This is a genomic window from Sphingomonas sp. SP6 (genome assembly GCF_058313435.1).
In genome coordinates, this window is record NZ_JBZFLG010000002.1 from 14,359 (window position 1) to 39,170 (window position 24,812).

Annotated in this window: 21 protein-coding genes and 1 tRNA gene; 14 read left to right on the plus strand and 8 right to left on the minus strand. The window is 69.8% G+C overall.

All coding sequences use genetic code 11. The annotated features are described in order from the left end of the window. Window positions 1–8 precede the first annotated feature (8 nt). Complete coding sequence (gene xylB / locus AC4GYY_RS05825; protein ID WP_491119321.1) at window positions 9–791, plus strand: D-xylose 1-dehydrogenase; 783 nt, start codon at window positions 9–11, stop codon at window positions 789–791. 41 nt (window positions 792–832) lie between these two features. On the opposite strand, the gene AC4GYY_RS05830 is transcribed toward xylB (AC4GYY_RS05825), so the two are convergent. After that, window positions 833–2,248, minus strand: coding sequence for a sugar porter family MFS transporter (locus tag AC4GYY_RS05830; RefSeq protein WP_491119322.1), 1,416 nt, complete (start codon window positions 2,246–2,248; stop codon window positions 833–835). 66 nt (window positions 2,249–2,314) lie between these two features. Continuing rightward, window positions 2,315–3,370 (minus strand): LacI family DNA-binding transcriptional regulator, encoded by a 1,056-nt coding sequence (locus AC4GYY_RS05835; RefSeq protein ID WP_491119323.1) that lies wholly within the window; start codon window positions 3,368–3,370, stop codon window positions 2,315–2,317. A gap of 152 nt (window positions 3,371–3,522) precedes the next feature. Between AC4GYY_RS05835 and AC4GYY_RS05840 the strand changes: the two genes are divergently transcribed. The 4 genes from AC4GYY_RS05840 to AC4GYY_RS05855 all read left to right on the plus strand — a co-directional run bounded on the left by AC4GYY_RS05840 (window position 3,523) and on the right by AC4GYY_RS05855 (window position 10,052). Beyond that, entirely contained in the window at window positions 3,523–4,644 is a 1,122-nt protein-coding gene (locus tag AC4GYY_RS05840) for a glycoside hydrolase family 43 protein (RefSeq protein WP_491119324.1), read from the plus strand. A 124-nt stretch (window positions 4,645–4,768) separates the two neighbouring features. After that, window positions 4,769–6,214, plus strand: a complete 1,446-nt coding sequence (gene xylB, locus AC4GYY_RS05845; RefSeq protein WP_491119325.1) for a xylulokinase — start codon at window positions 4,769–4,771, stop codon at window positions 6,212–6,214. A 2-nt stretch (window positions 6,215–6,216) separates the two neighbouring features. Then, entirely contained in the window at window positions 6,217–7,542 is a 1,326-nt protein-coding gene (xylA, locus tag AC4GYY_RS05850) for a xylose isomerase (protein WP_491119326.1), read from the plus strand. Window positions 7,543–7,613: 71 nt separating this feature from the next. Continuing rightward, a complete protein-coding gene (locus tag AC4GYY_RS05855; RefSeq protein WP_491119327.1) occupies window positions 7,614–10,052 on the plus strand; it encodes a glycoside hydrolase family 9 protein in 2,439 nt (812 codons plus the stop codon). A gap of 116 nt (window positions 10,053–10,168) precedes the next feature. On the opposite strand, the gene AC4GYY_RS05860 is transcribed toward AC4GYY_RS05855, so the two are convergent. Both AC4GYY_RS05860 and AC4GYY_RS05865 read right to left on the minus strand, forming a co-directional pair. Next, a complete protein-coding gene (locus AC4GYY_RS05860) occupies window positions 10,169–12,301 on the minus strand; it encodes a tetratricopeptide repeat protein (protein WP_491119329.1) in 2,133 nt (710 codons plus the stop codon). 128 nt (window positions 12,302–12,429) lie between these two features. Then, window positions 12,430–13,335, minus strand: coding sequence for an alpha/beta hydrolase (locus AC4GYY_RS05865; protein ID WP_491119330.1), 906 nt, complete (start codon window positions 13,333–13,335; stop codon window positions 12,430–12,432). 82 nt (window positions 13,336–13,417) lie between these two features. Between AC4GYY_RS05865 and AC4GYY_RS05870 the strand changes: the two genes are divergently transcribed. The 3 genes from AC4GYY_RS05870 to AC4GYY_RS05880 all read left to right on the plus strand — a co-directional run bounded on the left by AC4GYY_RS05870 (window position 13,418) and on the right by AC4GYY_RS05880 (window position 15,786). Next, entirely contained in the window at window positions 13,418–14,335 is a 918-nt protein-coding gene (locus AC4GYY_RS05870) for an alpha/beta hydrolase (RefSeq protein WP_491119332.1), read from the plus strand. 135 nt (window positions 14,336–14,470) lie between these two features. Then, complete coding sequence (locus tag AC4GYY_RS05875) at window positions 14,471–15,577, plus strand: Gfo/Idh/MocA family protein (protein ID WP_491119333.1); 1,107 nt, start codon at window positions 14,471–14,473, stop codon at window positions 15,575–15,577. Then, entirely contained in the window at window positions 15,574–15,786 is a 213-nt protein-coding gene (locus AC4GYY_RS05880; protein ID WP_491119334.1) for a hypothetical protein, read from the plus strand. Before AC4GYY_RS05875 ends, AC4GYY_RS05880 begins: the two co-directional genes overlap by 4 nt. A gap of 10 nt (window positions 15,787–15,796) precedes the next feature. Here the strand turns inward: AC4GYY_RS05880 and AC4GYY_RS05885 are convergent, their stop codons facing one another. After that, complete coding sequence (locus AC4GYY_RS05885; RefSeq protein WP_491119335.1) at window positions 15,797–16,810, minus strand: SMP-30/gluconolactonase/LRE family protein; 1,014 nt, start codon at window positions 16,808–16,810, stop codon at window positions 15,797–15,799. A 163-nt stretch (window positions 16,811–16,973) separates the two neighbouring features. Further along, window positions 16,974–17,207 (minus strand): helix-turn-helix domain-containing protein, encoded by a 234-nt coding sequence (locus AC4GYY_RS05890; protein WP_491119336.1) that lies wholly within the window; start codon window positions 17,205–17,207, stop codon window positions 16,974–16,976. A 230-nt stretch (window positions 17,208–17,437) separates the two neighbouring features. Between AC4GYY_RS05890 and AC4GYY_RS05895 the strand changes: the two genes are divergently transcribed. Both AC4GYY_RS05895 and AC4GYY_RS05900 read left to right on the plus strand, forming a co-directional pair. Beyond that, complete coding sequence (locus AC4GYY_RS05895) at window positions 17,438–18,781, plus strand: GntT/GntP/DsdX family permease (protein ID WP_491119337.1); 1,344 nt, start codon at window positions 17,438–17,440, stop codon at window positions 18,779–18,781. Window positions 18,782–18,800: 19 nt separating this feature from the next. Further along, a complete protein-coding gene (locus tag AC4GYY_RS05900; protein WP_491119338.1) occupies window positions 18,801–19,475 on the plus strand; it encodes a FadR/GntR family transcriptional regulator in 675 nt (224 codons plus the stop codon). Window positions 19,476–19,478: 3 nt separating this feature from the next. Here the strand turns inward: AC4GYY_RS05900 and AC4GYY_RS05905 are convergent, their stop codons facing one another. Then, window positions 19,479–19,997: a gluconokinase gene (locus tag AC4GYY_RS05905; RefSeq protein ID WP_491119339.1), complete on the minus strand. Its 519-nt coding sequence runs from the start codon at window positions 19,995–19,997 to the stop codon at window positions 19,479–19,481. Between the two features lie 149 nt (window positions 19,998–20,146). Here AC4GYY_RS05905 and AC4GYY_RS05910 point away from each other — a divergent pair, with 149 nt between their 5' ends. Then, on the plus strand, window positions 20,147–23,182 hold the full coding sequence (locus AC4GYY_RS05910) for a glycosyl hydrolase family 28-related protein (RefSeq protein ID WP_491119340.1): 3,036 nt from the start codon (window positions 20,147–20,149) through the stop codon (window positions 23,180–23,182). 218 nt (window positions 23,183–23,400) lie between these two features. On the opposite strand, the gene AC4GYY_RS05915 is transcribed toward AC4GYY_RS05910, so the two are convergent. Next, window positions 23,401–23,491 (minus strand) — tRNA-Ser (locus tag AC4GYY_RS05915). A gap of 125 nt (window positions 23,492–23,616) precedes the next feature. Between AC4GYY_RS05915 and hspQ the strand changes: the two genes are divergently transcribed. The 3 genes from hspQ to rpmA all read left to right on the plus strand — a co-directional run bounded on the left by hspQ (window position 23,617) and on the right by rpmA (window position 24,682). Continuing rightward, window positions 23,617–23,991: a heat shock protein HspQ gene (gene hspQ / locus AC4GYY_RS05920; protein WP_491119341.1), complete on the plus strand. Its 375-nt coding sequence runs from the start codon at window positions 23,617–23,619 to the stop codon at window positions 23,989–23,991. A gap of 101 nt (window positions 23,992–24,092) precedes the next feature. Continuing rightward, on the plus strand, window positions 24,093–24,398 hold the full coding sequence (rplU, locus tag AC4GYY_RS05925; protein ID WP_491119342.1) for a 50S ribosomal protein L21: 306 nt from the start codon (window positions 24,093–24,095) through the stop codon (window positions 24,396–24,398). Between the two features lie 14 nt (window positions 24,399–24,412). After that, complete coding sequence (gene rpmA / locus AC4GYY_RS05930; RefSeq protein WP_491119343.1) at window positions 24,413–24,682, plus strand: 50S ribosomal protein L27; 270 nt, start codon at window positions 24,413–24,415, stop codon at window positions 24,680–24,682. Window positions 24,683–24,812: the final 130 nt, after the last annotated feature.

Here is a 24,812-nt window from a genome sequence, read left to right on the forward strand (position 1 = left end):
TATTCGCTTTGACCACCCCCCACTCCGGCGATCCGCGAGCCGTCTATCCCAGTCTCGCCGGCAAGCGCGTGATCGTCACCGGCGGCGGCTCGGGGATCGGCGCGGGGCTGGTCGAGGCGTTCGTCGGCCAGGGCGCGCACGTCGCGTTCGTCGACATCGACGCCTCGGCCGCCGACGAGCTTTCCACCCGGCTCCGCCCCGGTGCCAGCGCGCAGCTGCTGTTCGCGCACGTCGATCTGAAGGACGTGTCGGCGTTGCAGGCGACGCTCGCCGACTTCCAGGCGCGGCTGGGCGGCGTCGACGTCCTCGTCAACAACGCCGCCAACGATGATCGGCACACGGTGGAGGAGGTCACTCCCGCTTATTGGGACGACCGGATGGCGACCAACCTGCGCCACCTGTTCTTCGCCGCCCAGGCGGTCGCCCCCGCGATGCGCGCGCAGCAGCGGGGCGTCATCCTCAACCTCGGCTCGATCAGCTGGCACCTCGCGCTCGAGGAACTGGTCCTCTACCAGACCGCGAAGGCCGCGATCGAGGGATTGACGCGCAGCCTCGCGCGCGACTTCGGGCGCTACGGCATCCGCGTCAACACGATCGTCCCCGGCAACGTCCAGACGCCGCGGCAGATGAAATGGTATTCGCCCGAAGGCGAGGCGGAGATCGTCGCCGCCCAGTGCCTCGACGGCCGCATCCAGCCCGCCGATATCGCCGCGATGGCGCTGTTCCTCGCCTCCGACGACGCGCGCTTCTGCACCGGCCACAATTACTGGGTCGACGCCGGCTGGCGGTGACCGGCGAGGGGCGGGAGCGAGCCCCCGCCCCGCCCCCGCTCTCAGCCCGTCATGTCCTCCAGCTCGCGCCCGCGAGTCTCGTGGACCATCGCACGGGTGAAGAAGAACGAGACCGCCGCGAAGAAGGCGTAGCCGTAATAGGTCGGCGACAGCCCCGGCGACGCCGCCAGCGTCGGAAAGCTGACCGAGATCGCCGCATTGGCGATCCACTGCGCGAACCCCGACACCGCCAGCCCCGAACCGCGGATCTGGTTGGGGAACATCTCGCCCAGCATCACCCACATGATCGGGCCCCAGCTGAGATTGAAGAAAAAGGTGTAGGTCATCGCCGCGACCAGCGCGATCACGCCGTAGTTGCCCGGCAGCGACACCGAGCCGTCCGCCGCCGTCACCGCGGTCGAGAAGGCGTAGGCGACGGTCGCGAGCGACACCGCCATCACCGCCGAGCCGAGCAGCAGCAGCGGCTTGCGGCCCACCTTGTCCACCAGCGCGATGGTCAGCAGGCACGCGACGATCGAGATGCCGCCCGACAGGATGTTGGTGAGCAGCGCCGAATTCTCGTCGAAGCCCACCGCTTCCCACAACGTCGCGCCGTAATAGAAGACGACGTTGATGCCGACGAGCTGCTGGAACACGGCGAGCCCGATGCCGGTCCACAGGATCGGGCGGATCCGTCCGGTGGTCTTGTCGACGAGATCGCTGAATTTGGGCTTGTGGTGATCGGCGGCCAGGCTGGCGCGGATCTCGGCCACCTTGGCGCGCGCGGTCGCGGGGCCGAACAGCTTGGCCAGCACCGCCTCGGCACGCTCGTCGTGGCCCTTGACCACCAGATAGCGCGGGCTTTCGGGGATGTTGAGGAGCGCGAGCAGATAGATCGCGGCCGGGATCGCCTGGAGCCAGAACATCCAGCGCCACGCCTCCTCGCCGAGCCAGAAGTCGGCGGTCGAGCCGCCGGCGTATTTGGCGACGAAATAGTTGGCGACGAACGCCCCGGTCAGCCCGCTGATGATCATGACCTGCTGGACCGACGACAGCCGGCCGCGAACGTGCGCCGGGGTCACCTCGGAGATATAGACCGGCGAGATCACGCTCGCCGCGCCGACCCCCAGCCCGCCGATGATCCGGGCGACGATGAAGATCGCGGACGATCCGGCCGCCCCCGCGAGCAGCGCGGAGGCGAGGAACAGCACCGCCGCCAGCATCATCACGCTGCGCCGCCCGATCCGGTCGGCCAGCCGCCCCGCGCCGAACGCGCCGATCGACGAGCCGACGAGGATCGCGCCGACGTTGACGCCAATGCCGAGCCGGCCGAGGTCGAACGCCGCTTCCAGCCCCTTCTGGGTGCCGTTGATGACCCCGGAATCATATCCGAACATGAAGCCGCCGATGGTCGCGGCGGCGACGATCGCGGCGATGAAGCCGTAATTCACGCGCTCGTGCGGCGCCTGCGTAGCCATTCAGTCCCTCCCCGCGGGTTCGCGCCCGCAATTGAGAGCGCTACCAATAAGAAGCCGGGCGGCAAGTCAAGCGCGACGCGCGCGGGTGCGCCGTTTGGGGACCGCATCGGACTGACGCCGGACCAGCTCGAAGTCGAGCAGCTGGTGCGTCGCCTCGTGCGACTGGTGGCGGATCGCCGCGACCAGCAGTTCCAGGCTGGCGCGCGACATCTCCGCGATCGGCTGGCGGATAGTGGTCAGCTCGGGCCAGATCGCGGTGGCCAGCGTCGTGTCGTCGAACCCGCAAACGGTAAGGTCTGCCGGCACGTCGAGGCCGCGGCGGTGCGCGACCGCCACCGTCGCGGCCGCCATGTCGTCGTTGCTGGCGAACACCGCCGTCGGCCGCTCGGCGAGGGCCAGCAACTGCTCCGCCGCCGCCATTCCCGATCGGTAGGTGAACTGACCCTGCGCGATCAGCGTCGGGTCGTGCGGCAACCCCGCCTCCGCCAGTGCCTCGACATAGCCGTCGAGCCGCTGCGCGCTCGCGGCCTGCGCCGGGCTGCCGATGATGAAGCCGATGCGGCGATGGCCGAGCGCGATGATGTGGCGCATCATCGCGACGCTGGCGGCATGTTCGTCGATGCTGACGGCCAGCATCTTCTCCGACGGCGCGCCGCTGCCGACCACGACCGCGGGCAGCCCCTCGGCCGCGATCTCCTCGATCAGGCGCGGCGAATCGGACAGCGGCGACGGCAGCATGATCCCGTCGATCCCGGTGCCGATCAGGTGACGCGCCACCTCGATCTCATGATCGCCCAGCTCGCACTTCTCGACGATCAGCTGGACGCCGATCCGGCTCGCCTGGTCGAGGCTGCCGAACAGCAGCTCGCTCAGATAGGCCGGCGACGGGTTCGAATAGAGCAGCCCGATCCGCGTGAGCGACGCGCCCGCCAGGCTGCGCGCCGCCGGATTGGGCTTGTAGCGCAGGTCCGTGATGGCCGCGTTGACGCGGTCGCGAGTGGCGGGGCGGACGTTGGTCTCGCCGTTGATCACCCGCGACACCGTCATCGGCGACACGCCCGCCTGCTGCGCGACGTCGGCAATCGTCGGCCCGGCCCCGCGTCGGCTGACCCTTTCGCTCACGCGCGTCACACCCCTTCCACTCTTGCAGGCGGCCTCATGCGCCACCCCCGTGTCCCGCACAAGCCGCGCTTGCGACGGGGAGGCCGAGCAGTTATGGTACCGCTAACTTAGCGGCCACCCTCGCCAGAAGGACGGCCTTGGGAGATCGCCTGATGACTCGTTTCCGACTGCCCGCGCTGGTGGCGATCGCCGCCGTCGGTGCCGCGACGATCGCCGCCGCCGGTCCGACGACGCCGGAGGGAAAGCCCGTTCCCACCACTTCCCCCGACGGCCGCCGGTATCTGTCGCCGCCGCTGACCACCGCGATCTTCACCGCCGATCCTTCCGCGCATGTCTTCGCCGGCAAGATCTACGTCTATCCGTCGCACGACGTGCCGACCGAGACGCCCGACGATGACCTCGGCAATCAATATGCCATGCACGATTATCGTGTGCTGCGGATGGACCGGGTCGGCGGCCCCGTCACGGTCGGCCCGGTCGCGCTCGACGTGAAGGACGTGCCCTGGGCGTCGAAGCAGATGTGGGCCCCCGACGCCGCCTATAAGAACGGGACCTATTACCTCTATTTCCCCGCCCGCGACCGGCAGCTGGACAAGAACGGACTCGGCACCTTCCGCATCGGGGTCGCCACCTCGAAGAGCCCGATGGGTCCGTTCGAGGCCGAGCCGCAGCCGATCCCCGGCAGCTATTCGATGGACCCGGCGGTGTTCACCGACGCCGACGGCCAGGCCTACATGTATTTCGGCGGCATCTGGGGCGGCCAGCTCCAGCGCTGGGCGACCGGCACGTTCGATCCGAACGGCTCGGACACCGACCTCGGGCAGAACGATCGGCCGGCGCTGTCGGGCAAGATCGCGCGCCTGAACCCGGACATGAAGACCTTCGCGGAGGCGCCGCGCGACGCGGTGATCCTCGACCCCGCGACCGGTAAGCCCGTCCTCACCGGCGACCACGAAAAGCGCTTCTTCGAGGCCTCGTGGGTCTTCAAGCGCGCCGGGACCTATTATTACACCTACTCCACCGGCGACACGCATTTCCTGAACTATGCGACGGGGACGAACCCCTACGGCCCGTTCACCTACCGCGGGCATATCCTCAAACCGGTGCAGGGCTGGACCAGCCACCATTCGATCGTCGAACACGGCGGCAAGTGGTGGCTGTTCTACGCCGACACCCAGATGTCGAACAAGAACCACTTGCGCAACGTCAAGGTGACCGAGCTCAACTTCGCCGCCGATGGTTCGATCCCGACCATCGACCCTTTCGTCGGCTGATGTCGAGCGCCTCTCCCCGTTCGTGTCGAGCGAAGTCGAGACATACCTTCCTCACGCCCGCGACCTGTCCCTCGACTTCGCTCGGGGCGAACGGGATTGAGCCGGCGCCGGGATCAGCTGTCTGATGTTCCTCGGCATCGATATCGGGACTTCGGGGGTCAAGGCGGTCGTGCTCGATCCTTCCGGCGCGGTCGTCGCGCAGGGGACGGCGGCGCTCACCGTCTCGCGCCCCGCGCCGCTCTGGTCCGAACAGCCGCCCGAGGCGTGGTGGCAGGCGACCACCGCCGCGGTCCACGCGATCGATCCCGCGGTGCGGCGCTCGGTGCGTGGGGTCGGCGTCGCCGGGCAGATGCACGGGGCGACCTTGCTCGGCGCGGACGACCGTCCGCTTCGACCGGCAATCCTGTGGAACGACGGCCGCTCCTTTGCCGAGTGCGAGGAACTGGAGGCGGCGGCGAACTTCCGGGGGATCGGCGGCAATATCGTCATGCCGGGCTTCACGGCGCCCAAGCTCGCCTGGATCAGGACGCACGAGCCCGAGGTCTTCGCGCAGGTCGCGACCGTGCTGCTGCCCAAGGATTACGTCCGGCTGCGCATGACGGGGGAGAAGGTCTCGGACGTGTCCGACAGCGCGGGGACGCTGTGGCTCGACGTCGCGGCGCGTCGCTGGAGCGATGCGCTGCTCGCCGCGACGGGCCTCTCGGTCGATCAGATGCCGCGGCTGGTCGAGGGGACCGAGGTCACCGGACGCCTGCGGCCCGAGGTCGCTCAGCTGTGGGGGATGCCGGCGGTTCCCGTCGCCGGTGGCGGCGGCGACAATGCCGCGGGCGCGGTCGGTGTCGGCGTGGTCCGCGACGGGGACGCGCTGCTGTCGCTGGGCACGTCGGGCGTCATCTTCGTCGCGACCGAGCGCTTCCGCCCCAATCCGGCACGCGCGGTCCACGCCTTCTGCCACTGCCTGCCCGACACGTGGCACCAGATGAGCGTCCACCTGTCCGCCGCCTCGTGCATCGACTGGGTCGCGCGGCTGACCGGCGTGGCGGGCGCCGCCGAGCTGTTCGCGCTGGCCGAGGCCGCGGGTCCCGCTGCGGGACCGGAGCTGTTCCTTCCTTACCTCTCGGGTGAGCGGACGCCGCACAACGACGCCCTGGTTCGCGGCGCGTTCCTGAACCTCGACAACGAGACCGATCCGGGCAAGCTCGCCCAGGCGGTGCTCGAAGGCGTCGCCTTCGGCCTCGCCGACGGGCTCGACGAGCTGCGCGACGCGGGCACCACGGTCGAGCGGCTGGCGGTGATCGGCGGCGGCGCGAGATCAAGCTATTGGGGCCGGATCATCGCCGCCGCTTTCGACACCCCCCTCGTCTATCTCAAGGGCGGCGAGGTCGGCCCGGCGCTCGGCGTGGCTCGGCTGGCGCAGGTCGCCGTCGACGGCGGCGATCCGGTCGCGATCTGCACCGCCCCCCCGATCTCGCGCACGGTCGACCCCGAACCCGAACTGGTCGAGCGGCTCGCCCCCAAGCTCGCCGCGTTCCGCGCCGCCTACCCCCGCATCACACCGAAGAGAGCCTGATCATGTCCTCGCCGACCGACTATTTCGCCGATATCCCCGCGATCCGCTTCCAGGGTCCGGACACCGCCGACGAGCTGGCCTATCGCTATTACGACAAGGACCGGGTCGTGCTCGGCAAGCGGATGGAGGACCATCTGCGCTTCGCGGTGTGCATGTGGCACACCTTCTGCTGGCCGGGCAGCGACGTGTTCGGCCCGGGCACCTTCAACCGTCCGTGGGAGGCGCACGCGCACACGCCCGAAGGCGCGGCGGTGAAGCGGCAGATCGCGTTCGACTTCGTCCAGCGGCTGGGCGTGCCCTTCTATTGCTGGCACGACGTCGACGTCTCGGCGCACGCCAGCAACGTCGCCGAATACCAGCGCTACTTCGGCGAGGCGGTCGACGATCTCGAGCGACTCCAGGCCGAGAGCGGCGTCAAGCTGCTGTGGGGCACCGCCAACTGCTTCTCCGACCCGCGCTACGCCGCAGGCGCGGCGACCAACCCGAACCCCGAGGTCTATGCCTGGGCGGCGCTCCAGGTCCGCTCGGCGCTGGAGGCGACGCACCGGCTCGGCGGCGCGAACTACGTGCTGTGGGGCGGCCGCGAGGGCTATGAGACGCTGATCAACACCGATCTGAAGCGCGAGCTCGACAATTTCGGCCGCTTCCTCAGCCTCGTCGTCGAGCACAAGCACAAGATCGGCTTCGCCGGCACGATCCTGATCGAGCCCAAGCCCTTCGAGCCGACCAAGCACCAGTACGACTTCGACACCGCGACGGTGTACGGCTTCCTCAAGCGCTACGGGCTCGAGAACGAGGTCAAGGTCAACATCGAGGCGAACCACGCCACGCTCGCTTCGCACACTTTCGAGCATGAAATCGCGACCGCCGCCGCGCTCGGCATCTTCGGCTCGATCGACGCCAACCGCGGCGATCCGCAGAACGGCTGGGACACCGATCAATTCCCGAACTCGGTCGAGGAACTGACGCTCGCCAACTTGGAGATCATCCGCGCGGGCGGGTTCACCACCGGCGGCTTCAACTTCGACGCCAAGGTCCGCCGCCAGTCAGTCGACGCCGACGACCTGTTCCATGGCCATGTCGGCGCGATCGACGTGGTTGCGAAGGGCCTGCTCAACGCCGCCGCGCTGATCGAAGACGGCCGGCTCGATGCGTTCAAGGCCAAGCGCTACGCCGGCTGGGACGGCGAGCTGGGTCAGCTGATCCACCGCGAGGGCACCGGCCTCGCCGACATCGCCGACCTCGCCGTCTCGCGCAATCTCGACCCGCGCCACCGCTCCGGCAAGCAGGAACGGCTCGAGAACATCCTCAACCGCGTGGCGGGCTGAACCCCGCCACCGCCGATCGCCGTCGTCCCATGAACCGGCCCGCGCGCGGCGCGGGACCGGAAAGGTGAGCCATGCCCAAAACTCTTCGCGCCCTTCTCCTCGTGACCGCCCTCGTCGCCCCCGGCGTCGGTGCGCAGACGCTTCAGGTCAGCCCGCAGCAGACGCTCGAAGGGCCCGGCGTCAGCGTCATCGTCGAGCATAATCCGTTCAGCCCGATCTTCTTCGACGAGAAGAACGGCGGCATCCAGCTCGTCCTCCACGGCGAGCGGATCGCGACCGACGGCGAGGTCCGGCTCAACCCCACGCCCGAGCAATGGCACCCCGTCCCCGCCTTCGTCAGCCGCGCGCTCGGGACGGAGCCGGGGCAGGTCGTCGTGCGCTCGACCTATGCCGACAAGGGGCTGAGCTACCGCGTCAAGGTGACGGCGGAGGGTGACGGCTTCCGCATCGCGGTCGACCTCGACAAACCGCTCTCGCCCGATCTCGTCGGCAAGGCGGGGTTCAACCTCGACTTCCTGCCGAGCGCCTATTTCGGCAAGACCTATCTCGCCGGCGACGCCTCCGGGCTGTTCCCCCGCCATCCCACCGGCGCGATGGCGACCGACGGCTCGGGCGATCCGCTGCCGCTCGCGAGCGGCGCGAAGACCATCACGCTCGCGCCCGAGGACCCGCTGAACCGCGTCACGATCACCTCCGACTCCGCGCCGCTCGCGCTCTACGACGCGCGGGCGCGGGCGCAGAACGGCTGGTTCGTGGTCCGCTCGCTGATCGCCGCAGGCGCGACCGAGGACGCGGTGGTTTGGCATGTCCGGCCGAACATCGTCCCCGGCTGGACGCGCGCGCCGGTCGTGTCGTTCAACCAGGCGGGCTACACGCCCGAGCGGCCCAAGGTCGCGATGATCGAGCTCGACCCGAACTTCGCCGCGCCGCCCGAGGCAGAGCTGGTCCGGCTGGAGGGCGACGGGACGCAGAAGCCCGTGCTGAGCGCGCCGATCCGGCCGCGCGGGCGCTGGACCCGCTACGCCTACGCCGCCTTCGACTTCTCGAGCGTGCGCGAGCCCGGCGTCTATGCGATCCGCTACGCAGGGCAGACCACCAACCCGTTCCGCATCGCGCCCGACGCCTACGACCACATCTGGCAGACCTCGCTCGACACCTTCCTCGCCGCGCAGATGGATCACGTCGGCATCCGCGAGCAGTACCGCGTCTGGTCCTCGCCTTCGCACCTCGACGACGCGCGGCAGGCGCCGCCCAACCACGTCCACTTCGACGGCTACAAGATGGGGCCGAACCTCGACTCGCCGTTCAAGCCGGGCGAGCACATCCCTGGACTCGCGGTCGGCGGCTGGCAGGACGCGGGCGACTACGACATCCAGACCCCCGACAACGCATGGGTCGTGCGCGACCTGGTCTGGGGCCGCGAGCTGTTCGGGCTCGACTGGGACCAGACCTCAATCGACGAGGCGGCGCGCGCGGTCGAGATCAGGAAGCCTGACGGCCAGACGGACGTGCTCCAGCAGATCCGCCACGGCACGCTCCAGCTGCTCGCGCAGTACAAGGTGTTCGGCCACGCGATCGTCGGGATCATCGATCCCAAGTTGCGGCAGTACGCGCACCTCGGCGACGCCGGCTCGCAGACCGACGGTCGCGTCGACGCCGATGCGAACGGCGACGACCGCTGGGCCTTCACCACCGATCTGCCCGCGACCGACCTCTATGTCGCGGGCGCGCTCGCCGGCGCATCGCGGACGCTCGCGAGCGCCGATCCCGCGCTCGCCGCCGACGCGCTCGCCGCCGCCAAGGCGATGTGGGCGAAGCAGCAGGCGCGCCGCCTCGACAACGACGCGGCGCGCGAGAACGGCTTCGGCTCGCGCTCGCCCGATGTCGCCAACGTCATCGCCACGGTCGAACTGCTGCTCGCGACCAAGGATCCGAGCTATGCCGCGAGTCTGAAGCGGCAGGTGCCGGTGATCGGCCGCAACTTCGATTGGCTCGCGGGCGCGGCGGTGCGTGCGCTGCCGCTGATGGATGCGGCCTATCGCGCCCGCATCGCCGGGTTCGCCGCCGCCGAGAAGAAACGCGCCGACACGACAGTCGCGGCCAACCCGTTCGGCGTGCCGATCAGCACCGGGTCATGGGCCGGCGCGAACCAGGTCGCGACCTTCGGCACTCGGATGTGGCTGCTCCATCAGGCGTTTCCGGAGATCGTCGGCCGCGAGTACACGCTCAACGCGCTCGACTATGTGCTCGGGCGGCACCCGGTGAACAACCTGTCGCTGGTGTCGACGGTCGGCACTCAGTCGAAGCTGATCGGCTACGGCCACAACCGCGCCGATTACAGCTTCATTCCGGGCGGGATGGTGCCGGGCGTGCTGGTGGTCAAACCCGACTTCCCCGAGCTCAAGACCGACTGGCCGTTCCTGTGGTTCGAGAACGAATACACCGTCTCGACCACCTCGGCCTACATCCTCGCCGCCAACGCAGGGATCGCCGCGAGCCGAGAACGGTAGGACACGGCAGGGCCTGACGGCGATCCCGTGACCCTCGCCGGAATGATGACAGCCCGGCTCTCGCGACCGAACCGCCGGACCCGCCGGTCGCCGAGCCCGCAATCGAGCCGGCCTGCTCACGCGCCCGATCGTCGCATGAGCTCCCTGGTGATCGCCACTTCGAAAGCCCTGACGGTCTGTCGGTCCTCATCCGCTCGCGGGGCGGCCGCCCGGATGGTTGCCCGCCATGCGGGGCCGTCGCTCGGGTCCCTGCAGCGCTCGGCCGCGGCGACCGCCTTGGCGACGAAATCGGCGCGGTCGGCGGCGATCGTCTCCGTCATGCCGATCCGACGCAGCAGCCCGGCCGCAAGACGCTGGCGCATGAAACGCCCTTCCAGCGTCACCAGCGGCAACCCGCGGGCGAGCGCCTGGTGTGCGGTGGTGTAGCCGGAAAAGCTTGGACAATCCAAGAAGACGTCCACCGCGTCGAGAAAGGCGGGAAAGACGTCTCGATCCAGCCAGGGCACCTGACGCAGCACGCGGACAGGATCCACGCCACCGGACGTCAGCGCCGCAGACAGCCGGTCAGCCAATGCCGAGCTCGCCCAGCGATGCTTGCGGGACGTCACCAGCCACAGCTCGCACTCGCCCGCCTGCCGCGCGATCTCCACGATGAGCGCGTCGTCGCCGGGATCGAACTTGGCCGGTTGCTGACAGAGGGCGAACCGGACCACGCCGGGACGTCGCCCGGGATCGTTCCACGCTCTCGTGGGCTCGTCCGCCGGGAGCGTGCAGACGCCGGTTCCAGGAAGTCTGAGCAACCGTTCGCGGTAGTGCCGCTCGCCCTCGACGGGCTCCAGCAGGTCTCCGGACATGTACATGTCGATGGTCGGCAGTCCGGTCGTGACCGGATGTCCCCAAGCCGCGACCTGGACAGGTGCCAGGCGCAGGGACGCGAGCAGCGCCGCCGTCGGATCCATGCCGACTTCCGGGAAAAAGAGAATGTCGGGCCGCATCGTCGCGACGGCGGCGATCCACGCCCCTGTCGGCATCGGCCCTTGCACGAACGTGTCGGCCCGGCTGCGCGCCCACTCCGTGTCTGCGTCGACCAGCGCGCCCGTGTGGAAGATCGCCAGGTCGAACTTGGTCCGATCGAGCTCCGACACGATCCCGCGCAGGATCATGTCCCAGACGGGATGCCGTCGTACCTGCCCGCTGACCACGCCCAAGAGCGGCTTTCTGCGTGTCGCGCACCGCGTCGAGAGGGCCTCCGCGGGCGCGAAGTGCGCCCGCGCCGCCGCGCTGATCAGATCGCCGTACCGAGCAAGCGGTCGCGTCACATCGTACGGCCGATAGGCGAGGTAGAACGGTTGCGCCCCTCCGACCGCCCCGCCCAGGCGCTTCGGATCGCCCTCGCTCCACGCGGCGAGGTTGTGCAACGCACGCTCGAACTCCGCGACGACCGCGGCGCTCTCCCCGGTTGTTTGCACGGCCACCGGCACGGACCCGATGGCAAGGCTCAGCCGCGCGCCGGCATGATCGGGGGCGATGCGGAGGGCGTCGCGACAGACGACCTGCGCCTCAGCTACCCTCCCCTGCTCGCGCAACGCCGCGGCCAGAAGGACGGAGGCGTCCGTATAGCCCGGCCGGGATGCGACCGCTCGCCGGCACAGCGCGGCCGCCTCTTCGGGATCGCGCTCGAGCCTGAGCAGGGCGAGGTTGTACGCCGCCTCGGCTGCGCTCGGGAGTAGCCGTAAGGCCTGCCGATACGCTGCCTCCGCCTCCTGGCCTCGTCGCGCGGAACGAAGCGCATTGCCGAGGTTGGTGAGCGTCCCGGCATCGTCGGGGCGACGGGAGAGCGCCGCGCCCAGCGTGCCGATCGCCTCTTCATACCGGCCCTGCTTGGCAAGGACCGTGCCCAAGCCGGCGAGCGCGTGCGGATGATCGGGGTTCAGTTGCAGCGTCCGCTCGAACGCGGCGCCGGCTCGAACGAGGGCGTTCTGCGCGAGCAAGGCATTCCCAAGATTGGCATGGTAGCTCGGCACCGCGGGATTGGCGGCGATCGCCTGCTCGATCAGCCGAGCCGCGTCGGCATGGTCGCCACGCTGATGCGACAACACGCCCAACAGGTGCAAGGCGTCCGCTTGCCGCGGCTCGGCGCGCAGGACGGAGCGATACAGGCCTTCGGCCTCCGCCCATCGCCCCGCTCGATGATGAGCCAGTCCTTGTGAGACCAGCGTCCGGACGTCCGGCTCACGAGCAAGCGTCATCGGCCCACCTTTGACGATCCGTCAGCCTGAAGGTCGGCCCACGCGCCATTCCAAAGACCCATATCGCGGTTGGTTTCGCAGCCCTCGCGCTGCCGTTCACCCCGTCGCGCGACCGGTCCGGGATGATGTCACCGGGTTGCGTCATGCCGTGGTTCAAGCCAGCCGCCATCAGCAAGCCAGTCGTGAAGGCGATCGGGCCAGTGGAGGACCGAGATGCGGTTCGACTCGTCGAGATTAAAGGCGTGGTCGCTGTCCGCGTACATATGCAGTTCGGCGGAGACCTTGGCCTTGCGAAGTTGCTCGTAGAGCGTGACCGACGGCGCGGCGCAGCATTGGTCCAGGCTGCCCGCAACGATGAAGGCCGGGGGAGCGCCTTGGACGGCGGTCCCGGGGATGCCGAGCGGGCCGGGGAACACCAGGACCTGAAAGTCCGGCCTCGCATTCTCCCGATCGATGGCGTCGTTCTTGGTTCGACCGACCGGCTCCGGGTTGTCGGCGACCAACGATACCAGCTCTCCTCCTGCGGAAAAGCCCATTGCGCCGACCCGGTGCGGATCGATGCGATACTCGGCCGCGTGCGCGCGGACCCAGCGGATCGCGCGGCGGGCGTCGTCGGCGGCATCGCCTTTGACCGAATATGGCGACCGATCCTCGTTCGCGAGGCGATATTTCAGGACGAACGCCGAAACGCCCATGCGGTTGAGGGCCGTCGCCACCTTCGCGCCCTCGTTCGTCCAGACCAGCAGCTTGTGGCCGCCACCTGGGAAGATCACGACCGCCGCGCCCGTGTTGTGCTCGGGCTTCGCGGGAAAGGCGAGCAGCGAAGGGCGGTGGATGTTCCTGACCCAGTAATCACGACCGACCTCGGGCTCGGCGGCCCGGGTGGACACTCCCGGCGCCCCGCCGGGCCATAGCAGAACGGTCGGGATCGCCGGCGGGCGCTCGGGAGCAGGATCTTCCGCGGTCGCCCGAGCCGCGATCATGAGCAGCGGAGCCATCGCCACTCGGAGCCGCATCGCAACCTTGGCTTTCATGTGATCCATCCTCCCAACGCGACGGGGTGCTTGACGACCCTGTTGTTAGCGATACCATATCAGATCTCCCGGAGAGGTCAGCATGATTCGATCGAAGTTCCTGCTCGCGGCACTGGCGCTGGGGATCGCGGGCACCCCCGCAGCGGCGCAGGACGATCGGATGCGGCCGATCGCCCTTCCGCCACAGCCGGGCACGATCTCGCTCGGCACCGGCGAACTGCCGGCCAAGGGTGCGCCCGAGAGCTGGCACAGCCAATACGGCAGCCGGTTCGCGCGCAACGTCCGCATGGCGACGCTGACGCCCTTCCTCCCGGATCCCGCCCGCGCGAGCGGCGCGGCCGTTATCGTGGCGCCCGGCGGCGGCTTCACCACGCTGTCGATGCAGAACGAAGGCTGGGATGTCGCACGGGCGCTCGCGCGGGCGGGCGTCGCCGCGTTCGTGCTCAAATACCGTCTCAACCCGACACCGGCCGATCTCGCAGCCTATGAGAGCGAGCAACATGAGCGCTTCTCGGGCCATAGCCCGATCGTGCGGCCGTCGGCCGAGGAAATGATGAAGGGCATCGCCCCACAGATCGCCGATGCGCGGGCCGCATTCGCGCTCGTTCGTCGGCGTGCGGCCGAATGGCACGTCGACCCGGACCGGGTCGGCATGGTGGGCTTCTCCGCCGGAGCGATGCTGACCTTGGCGACGACGCTTTCGGGCGGCGACGCCAGGCCTGCCTTCATCGGGACCATCTATGGCCCGCTCGCCCCGGCAAGGGTCCCGCCCGACGCTCCGCCGTTGTTCGTCGCATTGGCCGCCGACGATCCGTTGTTCGGCGGCGGCGGCTTCGGACTGATCGATAGCTGGCGCACAGCGAAACGCCCGGTCGAGTTCCACCTGTTCGAACAGGGCGGTCATGGTTTCGGCATGTACCCGAAGACGACGACGAGCACCGGCTGGTTCGACGAGTTCGTTCGTTGGCTGACGATGCACGGGCTAGTGAAGCCGGCGTGAGCGACCTCCCCCGGCGGTTTGACGGCAAGGCTCCGGCCGCCGCGCGCTCTGCGACCGCAGTCGTAGTCCCCGACGGCACGCTTGCCGGCGGCTGCCCCCGCTCTTAGCCCGGCTGCAAGCAAGAGAGGAGATCCCATGGAGCTCGGAAGACGCGACGTGATCCTGTCCGCGGCGGCGCTCGCGCTGGGTCCCCGCGCCGTGGCGCGGGGACGCGGCGATCGGCCGCTCGGATATGCGATCGTCGGCCTGGGCACCTACGGCTTGGGGGTGATCATCCCGCAATTCGCCCATTGCGCGCACAGCCGGCTCGCCGCGGTGGTAAGCGGCGATCGGGCGAAGGCCGCGCGGGTCGCCGCCGACCATGGGCTGCCCGCACGTTCGATCTATTCCTATGATTCGTTCGATCGCATCCGCGACGATCCGTCGGTCGACATCGTCTACGTCTGCCTGCCGAACTCCATGCACGCGGACTATACGATCCGCGCCGCGAGGGCCGGCAAGCATGTGATGTGCGAGAAGCCGATGGCGGTCTCGGTCGCCGAATGCGAGGCGATGATCGCGGCGTGCAAGGCCGCGAACCGCAAGCTGATGATCGGGTATCGCTGCCACTTCGAGACGTTCAATCTCGAGGCGATGCGGCTGGCGCGGACGGGCGCGGCCGGGCGGATCCGCTACGTCCGGTCCGAACACGGCTTCGTCCAGCGCGATCCCTCGAAATGGCGGCTGAAGCGCGCGCTCTCGGGCGGCGGGTCGCTGATGGACATGGGGGTCTATAGCCTCCAGGCCGCACGCTACATGACCGGCGAGGAACCCGTCGCGGTCACCGCGCGCGAGTCGACCGACCGGCGCGATCCGCGCTTCGCCGAGGTCGAGGACATCATCGACTGGACGCTGGAGTTCCCGTCGGGTGCGCTCGCCTCCTGCCAGTCGATGTACAGCGCCAACCAGAACCACATCCTGCTGATGGGCGACACCGGCCGGATCGAGCTGGAGCCTGCGACCCGCTACGACGGCAACCGCATGTGGACCGGCGTCGACGGGCGCGAGACTGCGGTCACGCCGCCGCCCGGCCCCGCGCCGACCCAGTTCGCCGGACAGCTCGACCATCTGGCGCTGTGCGTTCGGAGCGGGCGCGAGCCGATCGTGTCGGGCGAGGAGGGCCTGCGCGACATGCGGATCGTCGAGGCGATCTATCGGTCCGCGCGCGAAGGACGCACGATCCGGCTGAGCGCGGCGGCGTGACGCGGGCCGCCGTCGGCCGAGGTGGCCGACGCCGCCGCGATCACCGCGCGGGTCGCGCCGACCTGATCGAGCGCGACCGGATCCAGGCCGGCGTCACCCGGACGCTCGTGCGTCGTGTCGTCATGCTGATCCCGACGGGCGTGCCGCACTGGTTCGGTGTCGGCGGCACGCGGCCGGTCCTGCTCGGAACCAAGCTGCCCGTCCGCTGAGCGGCGGCGGTCAGCCCTGCCAGCCGGGGCGCAGCGCGACGCGCAGCACCCGGTCGTCGGCGGTGAGGAAGAGGGCCCTCCCGCCTTCGCCGAACGCGCAATTGGCGATCGCCGAGCCGCTCTCGATCAGGCCGATTGGCTCCGCCTCGGGCGTCATCAGCATCATCCCGCCGGGGACCGAGCAGACGATCGTGCCGTCGTGGGCGACCTTCATCCCGTCGGGAAGGCCTGGACCGCCGGCCGTCTTCATCGCGCGCGCATCCAGCAGAACCCGGGAGCCGCGGCACATGCCTCGCTCATCAAGATCATAGGCCATGATGCGCGGGTTCGCCTCGTCGGAGACCGAGACGTAGAGTCGCCGCTCGTCGGGAGCGAGCGCGACCCCGTTCGGCCGGGTCAGGTCGCCGACGAGCAGCGTCACGCCGCCGTCGCGCCCCAGGCGATAGACCCCGTTGCGCGGCTGCTCCTTGACGGCGGAGCCGTCGCCGTCGGCGAGGCCGTACGGCGGATCGGTGAACAGCACCGAACCGTCGCGCGCGACGTGCAGATCGTTGGGACTGTTGAACCGCCTGCCGTCATATAGGCCGGCGAGTACGACGCGCCGGCCGGTCCGCAGGTCGAGCCGATCGATGCTGCGCCCGCCGCTGTTCGCGATCAGCAGCCGGCCGCTCCGGTCGAGCGCCAGCCCGTTCGCGCCGGGCTCGCGCACCAGCTTGGGGTCGGTCCCGGCGGCGCCCGACGGATCGAGAAAGGTCGACACCCCCGCCCCGCGGCGCCACCGCCGCACGCGATTGGCAGGCGGGTCCGAGAACAGCAGGTAGCCGCCGTCCGGTACCCACACCGGCCCCTCTGCCCAGCGGATGCCGGTGGCGATCACTTCCGGCTCGGTCCCCGGCGCGATCATCCGGTCGAGCATCGGCGACAACCGGCGCACCCGTGGAGCGACGGCATGGGTCAGGCCCAGGGCCGGGGTGGCGAGCACCGCCAGCCCGGCGCTCAGGACGGCGCGCCGAGGCCACCCCACCGCGCCCACATCGCGAGGTGGCGGGCCGTGCGGAGCAGCGCCCGTTTCCGAGGCGCTCCGCTCGGCCGCCGCGCCGGCCGTCGCGGACCTTGGGCTTGGCACGGCTGCGGCGACGAACGGCGGCAACCACCTCATCGCGTCGTCTGCTCGACGAGCGAGCACATCAGCGGGCGTGCGATGTCAGCGACTGCGCCTTGAGCGCGACCTGCGTGCGGTTGCGGACGTTGAGCTTGCGCATCAACGCCGTCATGTGCGCCTTCACCGTCGCCTCCGCGATGCCGAGGTCGAAGGCGATCTGCTTGTTGAGCAGTCCGGACCGGACCCCGTGCAGGACCTTGAGCTGGGCCGGGGTCAATGCCGGCACCGCCGGGCCCACGATCGTCGAAGCGGCGTCCATGAGATCCCCTCTGTGTCCGAACGGGCGAACGCCGGCTTGTGCCGACACCCCGTCCCCATTCCCTTGCCCACCATCTGCGGTACGCCGGTTGGACAGGTTTGGAGTATGATCGCGACGCGCGCCGAACATCAAGCCCTCTTTTGTTGCTTTCGGCGAAACCTGTCCTACAACTTTCGATCACCGTTGCGACGGCATGGGGAGAGCGGGATGCGACTGCGCAAGGGAGCGGCATGACGGGCGCGGACCTGAGGCTCGTCGCCGCCGCGCTGGCGGGGATCGCGCTGGCGGTGCTGATGATCGTGCGGGGTCGGCTCCACCCGTTCATGGGGCTCCTGTGCGGCGCGTTCGCCGTCGGCCTCCTCGCCGGGCTGCCCCTCGCCGAGACCGCGGCGGCGGTGACCAAGGGCGTGGGCGACATCATCGGCGGCACCGGGCTGGTGGTGACGCTGGGTCTCTCGCTCGGCGCGATGCTCCACCTCTCGGGAGCCGCAGCCACGCTGGCGGCAGGAGCCCTCGGCCTGTCCGGCGCCCGCGGCGCGCCCTGGGCGACGCTGGCGATCGCGATCGTGATCGGCCTGCCACTGTTCTTCGAGACCGGGCTGGTGCTGCTGTTGCCGATCGTCGTCGCCGCCGCCGAGGCGATGGCCGCCGGCGAGGACGAAGCGGCGCGCGATGCGACCAAGCTGCGGCTGATCATGCCCGCCCTCGCCGGGCTCGGCGTGGTCCACGCGCTCGTGCCGCCGCATCCCGGCCCGCTGCTCGCGGTGGCGGCGCTGGACGCGAACCTCGGTCGCACGATGCTTTACGGCCTGGCCGTCGCGATCCCGACCGCGATCGTCGCCGGCCCGCTGCTCGCGCGCGTCGTGACTCCTGGCGTCCGCCTCACCCCCGCCGTGACGATCCGCGAGCGGTTCACGCTGCCGACGCCCGGGCGCGGCGTGTCGCTGGCGATCGTCCTGCTGCCGGTCTTGCTGATCGCGACCGGGGAGCTCGGGCGGACGGCTTACGCCGATTCGGCCTGGCTCGTCGCCGCGAGCAATCCGGTGATCGCCCTGCTTCTCACCAACCTGCTCGCGCTGCCGCTGCTGTTCGGACGCCGGCTGCGCGACGCCGACGTGCAGGACGCGATCTGGAGCCAGACGACCGGCGCGGCGGGCGCGGTGTTGCTCGCGATCGGCGCGGGCGGCGCGCTGAAGCAGGTGCTGGTCGGTGCGGGACTGTCCGATTTGCTTGCCCGGCTGGCGATGGCCTATCAGATCTCGCCGCTGCTCCTCGGCTGGCTGGTCGCGGTCGGCATCCGGCTGGCCGCGGGCTCCGCCACCGTCGCCACGATCACCGCGGTCGGGATCATGCCGGCGGTGGTCGCCCGCTCGGGCGTGTCGCCCGAACTGGTGGTGCTGGCGATCGGCGCGGGATCGGTGTTCTTCAGCCACGTCAACGATCCCGGCTTCTGGCTGGTCAAAAGCTATGTCGGCACGAGCACCGCAGACACGTTCCGGACATGGTCGCTGCTCGAGACCGCGATCTCGGTGGTGGCCCTCGCGCTGATCGTGGCGCTCAGCTACCTGGTCTGATCCGAAGGGAGGCGGCAGCATGGAAGGTCGTCTCGCGGACCGCGCCTATACCGCGATCGTACAGATTATCACCGAACGCGGCCTCGCCGCCGGCGACCGGCTGCCGGCGGAGGCGCAATTGGCGACGTCGTTCGGCATATCGCGCACCATCGTCCGCGAGGCGCTGGCCCGGCTGGCCTCGGATGGGATCACCGAGGCGCGCCGCGGCGCCGGTTCCTACGTGAAGCGCCGGCCTTCCGACCGGCTCGGCTCGCACATGCCGCTCGCCTCGCTGGCAGGAACGCTCGGCACCTACGAGGTGCGGTTCGTGCTGGAGGCGGAAGCGGCGCGGCTGGCCGCGCTCCGGCGCTCCGAGGAGCAACTCGGCCGTATCGAGCATGCACTCGAGGAGCTGCGCCGGGCGCTGCTCTCCAGCGCGCCCGCGCATGAGGAGGACTGGCGGCTCCACCGCACCATCGCCGAGGCAACGGGCAATTCCGCGTTCCCGCCGGTCTACGATCAGCTCGGCGAGGAGGTGATGCGAATCCTGCGCGCGGGCGTCGACATCTCGCGGGCCCGGCCGCCGCACGTCATCGGCGCGATGATGGAGGAGCATGACGCGATCGTGGACGCGATCCGCGCGCATGACGCCGACGGAGCGGCACTGGCGATGCGCTGGCACTTGTCGCAAGGGCGCAAGCGGCTGATGCCGTGACGGTCAGCCGTTCGGGGCGTCCAGCCAGGCCAGCGTCCGCGCGACCAGCGTGTCGACGGGGAGCGCCGCGTCCAGCACCAACGCCGGCTCGTCGCACGCGGGCCGCTCGAGCGTCGCGAGCTGGCTCGCGAGCAGGCTGGGCGGCATGTAATGTCCTGCACGCGCCCGCATCCGACGCGCGATCTCGGCCTCGCCGGTCTCGAGCAGCACGAACACAAGCGGAGCCGGCGACGCCGCAGCCAGCCGCTCGCGATAGCTGCGCCTGAGCGCCGAACAGGCCGCCACGGCGACGCCGTCGCGCTCCGCCGCCGTGCCCGTGGCGAATCCGACGAGGTCGAGCCACGGCCAGCGATCCTCGTCGGTCAGCGGCTGTCCGCCCCGCATCTTGGCGACGTTCGCCGCCGAGTGGAAGGCGTCGCCTTCCAGCACCTCGCAGCCGAGCGCCGCGCCGAGTCGCGCCGATAGCGTCGACTTGCCGCTGCCGCTCACGCCCATGACGACGATCCCCAATGGCCGCTGCATCCGTGTCCCCGTCAAGCCGGTCGCCGAACGCTATGGCCCGGCCGTCCGCTTGGCCATACGACCTTTGTCGCGGTCGGCGCGCGTCCGCCGCTCCCGTACCGCGCGGGCGGCCCGCGCGGCGGGCGCAAACGAATGGAGGAGTTCGAACGATGGCCGCGTTCACCGGTATCGGCCGTGCGGCGACGTTGGCGGCGCTACTGTTGGTGGCAGGGCCGGCGCTCGCCGCGTCCCCGGCCGCCTCGCTCTACGCCACCGCGCCGCTTGACCCCCGCGCGGTGACCGTCGCCGGCGCGCGCGGCGATGGCATCGCCGATGACGGCCCGGCGCTCCAGACGGCGATCGACCGGATCGCGGCGCAGGGTGGCGGCGGCCTCGTGTTCCTCCCGTCGGGCCGATATCGTCTCACCCGCACGCTCTACATCCGCCCGGGCGTCCGGCTGTTCGGCGTGGGTCGCACGCGCCCGGTGCTCTATCTTGCGCCGAACACCCCGGGTTTCGACCGCGGCGTCGCGACCCTCGTGTTCTTCACCGCGACCCTGCCGGTCCGGCCGGGGGATGCGCCGGGGCCGCGGGTGCCGGTGCCGCCGCCCACCAGCGTCCCGTTCGATCCCGCCATCGCCGATGCGACCTCGAGCACCTTCTACTCGGCACTCGCCAACGTCGATTTCGAGATCGGCGACGGCAATTCCGGCGCGGCCGCGGTGCGCGCCCACGTCGCCCAGCACGCCTATCTCAGCCACATCGACTTCCGGCTCGGCTCGGCGCTCGCCGGCATCTATCAGGTCGGCAATCTCGGGCGCCGCCTGCGCTTCTTCGGCGGCCGCTACGGCATCCTGACCGAGAAGACCTCGCCCGCTTGGCAATATACCCTGCTCGATTCGACGTTCGACGGCCAGCGCGTGGCCGCGATCCGGGAGCACGAGGCCGGGCTCACGCTCGTCAACACGACCATCCGCAACGTCCCGGTCGGCATCGAGATCGACCGCGGCTACGGCGACTGGCTGTGGGGCAAGGGCGTCCGGTTCGAAAGCGTGACGCACGCAGGGGTGATCGTCAGCAACGAAGGCAGCACCTACACCCAGATCGGCTTCGAGGACGCGGTGGCCGATCGCACGCCGGTGTTCGCGCGCTTCCGCGACAGCGGTCGCACCGTGGCCGGCGCCGGAGCGCGTTACCGCGTCCGCAGCTTCACCTATGGGCTGACCTTGCCCGCGGGCCGCTTCGAGACGCGGATCGACGCGGCGCCGCTCGGCCGACCCGCGCCCGTCGCGCTGCCCGCGATCCGCGCCCTGCCGCCGGTCTCGCAATGGGTCGATGTCCGCGCCCTCGGCGTGAAGGGCGACGACGCCGCCGACGACACCGCCGCGCTCCAGCGTGCGATCGACGCGCACCCCGTCCTCTATTTCCCGGCGGGCTTCTACCGCGTCACCGACACGCTCAGACTCCGTGCGGACAGCGTGCTGATCGGGCTGCATCCCAGCCTGACCCAGATCGTCCTGGTCGACGACAGCCCGGCCTTCCGCGGCGTCGGCGCGCCGCGCGCGCTGATCGAAAGCGCGCGCGGCGGCGACGCGATCGTCTCGGGGCTTGGTCTTGCCACGGGGGGCCGCAATCCGCGCGCGACCGCGTTGCTGTGGCGCGCGGGCGCACGCTCGCTGGTTGACGACGTCAAGTTCCAGGGCGGCCACGGGACCTTCCTCGCGGACGGCGCGCCGACCCACCCCTACGACGCCGACCAGACCGGCGATGCCGATCCGGCACGGCGATGGGACGGCCAGTACGCGAGTCTGTGGGTCACGGACGGCGGCGGCGGGACGTTCAACGGCCTGTGGACCCCGAACACCTACGCACAGGCAGGACTGATGGTGACCGACACCGCGACCCCGGGGCACGTCTATCAGCTGTCGGCGGAACATCATCGCCGCGCCGAGATCGTCCTCGACGGCGTCCGGAACTGGGATTTCCTCGCTCCGCAGACGGAGGAGGAGGCGGGCGAAAGCCGCGACGCGGTCGCGGTCGAGGTGCGCAACTCGCGTGACATCCTGTTCGCCAACGGCCATTATTACCGCGTCACCCGCTCGCGCGGCGTCGCTTCCGCCGCGATCACGCTCACCGCTTCGACGAACATCCGCTTCCGCAACGTCCACGTAAACGCAGAAAGCGGGTTCGCAGCCTGCGACGACGAAGGCTGCGGCACCTATCTGCGCGCGAGCAAATATCCGTTCGAGAACGCCGTCCGCGACGTGACCCGGCGAGCGGACGTGCGCGAGCGCGAGTTCGCCGTCCTGGATGTGACGGACGGTTCGTCCGTCGCACCGTCGACGCTCGCCCCCGTCACGCGCGTCGCCGACGGCTTCCAGGCGCTCGGCGGCGGAGCGGTCGATCGCGAGGGAAAGCTCTATTTCGTCGACCGGCCGATGGCGCGCATCCACGCCTGGAGCGCGCGCGGCGGGGTGACGGTGATCGCCGATGCGCCGACCGACCCCGTCAACCTGGCCGTCGACGCCTCCGGTAAACTTCTCGTGCTGTCGTCAGCGGGGCCTGCCGCGACCGTCTACAGCCTCGATCTTAAGTTGCCGTCGGCGATCCGGGTGCTGGAGCCGCGTCCGGCAGTTGCGGGCGAGGACGGCCGGGTGCTCCTGCCTGCAAGCATCTGGGTGAACGGTGAGTTCCAAGATCAGTACGACCCCGCGACCGACCGCTTCACGACCCTCGCCGACATGTTCGCCCGCGCCGTCGGCGCGCCGAAGGCGCGCGAATATGCCTCTCCCGACGGCAGCCTGGTGCTTCCCGCGGTCCGCGTGTGGTCGCAGGGTCCTGCCGATCATCGCGGCTGGCGCTTCTCCGATACGCTGGATGCCTACGGCCTCGTAGGCGCGCGGATCGGCGAGCGGGTGTACGTCGCCAACGCCTCGGAGAACCGGACCTACAGCGGCGTCGTCGGCCCGCGCGGCGTCATCACCGACCTGCGGGTGTTCGCCCCGCGCGGCGGCGAGAGCGTGGTCGCCGGGCCGGACGGGCGCGTCTTCGTCGCCAACGGCGACGTGTTCGTCTATGCCGCCGACGGCGGCGAGATCGGACGCATCCTCGTCCCCGATCGTCCGCTTCAGCTGCTGTTCGGCGGCGAGGACGGTCGGACGCTGCTGATCCTCACGCACCACGCGCTCTACACCGCCCGACCTTGAGACGACCGACGACCGTAGCGATCAGCCCGCTGAACGAAGGGACGAGCATGATCGACGACACAGACGAGCAAAGTCGGCCGAACCTCGAACCCGCCGTCACTTGTCCTTCGGACATGCGCCATCGAGCGCATTTTGTAGCAGCACTTCGTAGCACCCGGACGGTGAAAAGGCGACGATTCGCGGGAGAGTTGAGGGCGAACAATCGGTTAGGAAGGTTCTGGCGGAGAGGGTGGGATTCGAACCCACGGTGCCCGCGAGGGCACGCCGCATTTCGAGTGCGGTACAATCGACCAACTCTGCCACCTCTCCGCAGAAGGTCGAAACGACGCCCTGATGGGCGTCCCCGGCCGGTCGAGCGCGCGCTCCTACCGATCTTGCCAGCGCCGTGCAACCCCGCGCTTGTGCGCGCCGCCGGAGCCATTAGATTCGGGTGCATGACCACCCTTCCCACCGTCACCGACTCAGGCGATCCGGTCGCACCGCCGGTCGCCACCGCGCGCTTCGCGATCGGCGACGTCGTGCGCCACCGCATGTTCGATTTCCGCGGAGTGATCTTCGACGTCGATCCGGTCTTCAACAACTCCGACGAATGGTATGAAGCGATCCCCGAGAAGATCCGCCCTCGCAAGGATCAGCCCTTCTACCATCTGCTCGCCGAGAACATGGAATCGACCTACGTCGCCTATGTCAGCCAGCAGAACCTGGTGGTGGACGACAGCGACGAGGAGGTCGATCATCCCGCGATCTCGGGCATGTTCACCCACCGCGAGGGGTCCCGCTACGCGCTCAAGGGCCATTATCGGCACTGACGCCGGTTGACAGCCGCGGCCCCGCTGGGTAGGCGCGCCGTTCTTCCTGCCGGGGTCCGCCCCCGTGCGGGGCCAAGAACCATTGGGAAGTTGACCGAGCCATGTTCGCAATCGTGCGCACCGGCGGCAAGCAGTATCGCGTCGCCGCCGGAGACAAGATCGTCGTCGAGAAGATCGAGGGTGAGGCGGGCGCCGCCGTCACGCTCGGCGATATCCTGCTCGCGGGCGAGGGCTCCGAGCTTCGCTCGGTCGAGGGACTGACCGTCGCCGCCGAGATCGTCGCGCAGCAGAAGGGCGAGAAGGTCATCGTCTTCAAGAAGCGCCGCCGCCACAACTACCGCCGTCGCAACGGCCACCGGCAGCAGCACACCATCCTCAAGATCAACTCCATCGGCGCCCAGGCGTAAGGAGCAGCTGAACCATGGCACATAAGAAAGCAGGCGGCTCGTCGCGCAACGGTCGCGATTCGGCAGGGCGTCGTCTCGGCGTGAAGAAGGCCGGCGGCCAGGCGTGTGTCGCCGGCAACATCCTCGTGCGCCAGCGCGGGACCAAGTTCTACCCGGGCCGTAACGTCGGCATCGGCAAGGACCACACGCTCTTCGCACTGATCGACGGCCAGGTCGTGTTCCACGACGGCAAGCTCGGGCGAAAGTTCTGTTCGGTCGACATGCAGGCGATTGCCGCCGAATAACATCGGGTGACCAGCCGGGTCGCCCACAGGGCGAGCCCGGTGCCTCCGCGAAGGAGGCCCAGTCAGACAAGGGAGCCGGGCCCGTCCCGGCTCCCTTTTTCTTTGCTCCCTTCACACCAGCGTCGTCGCC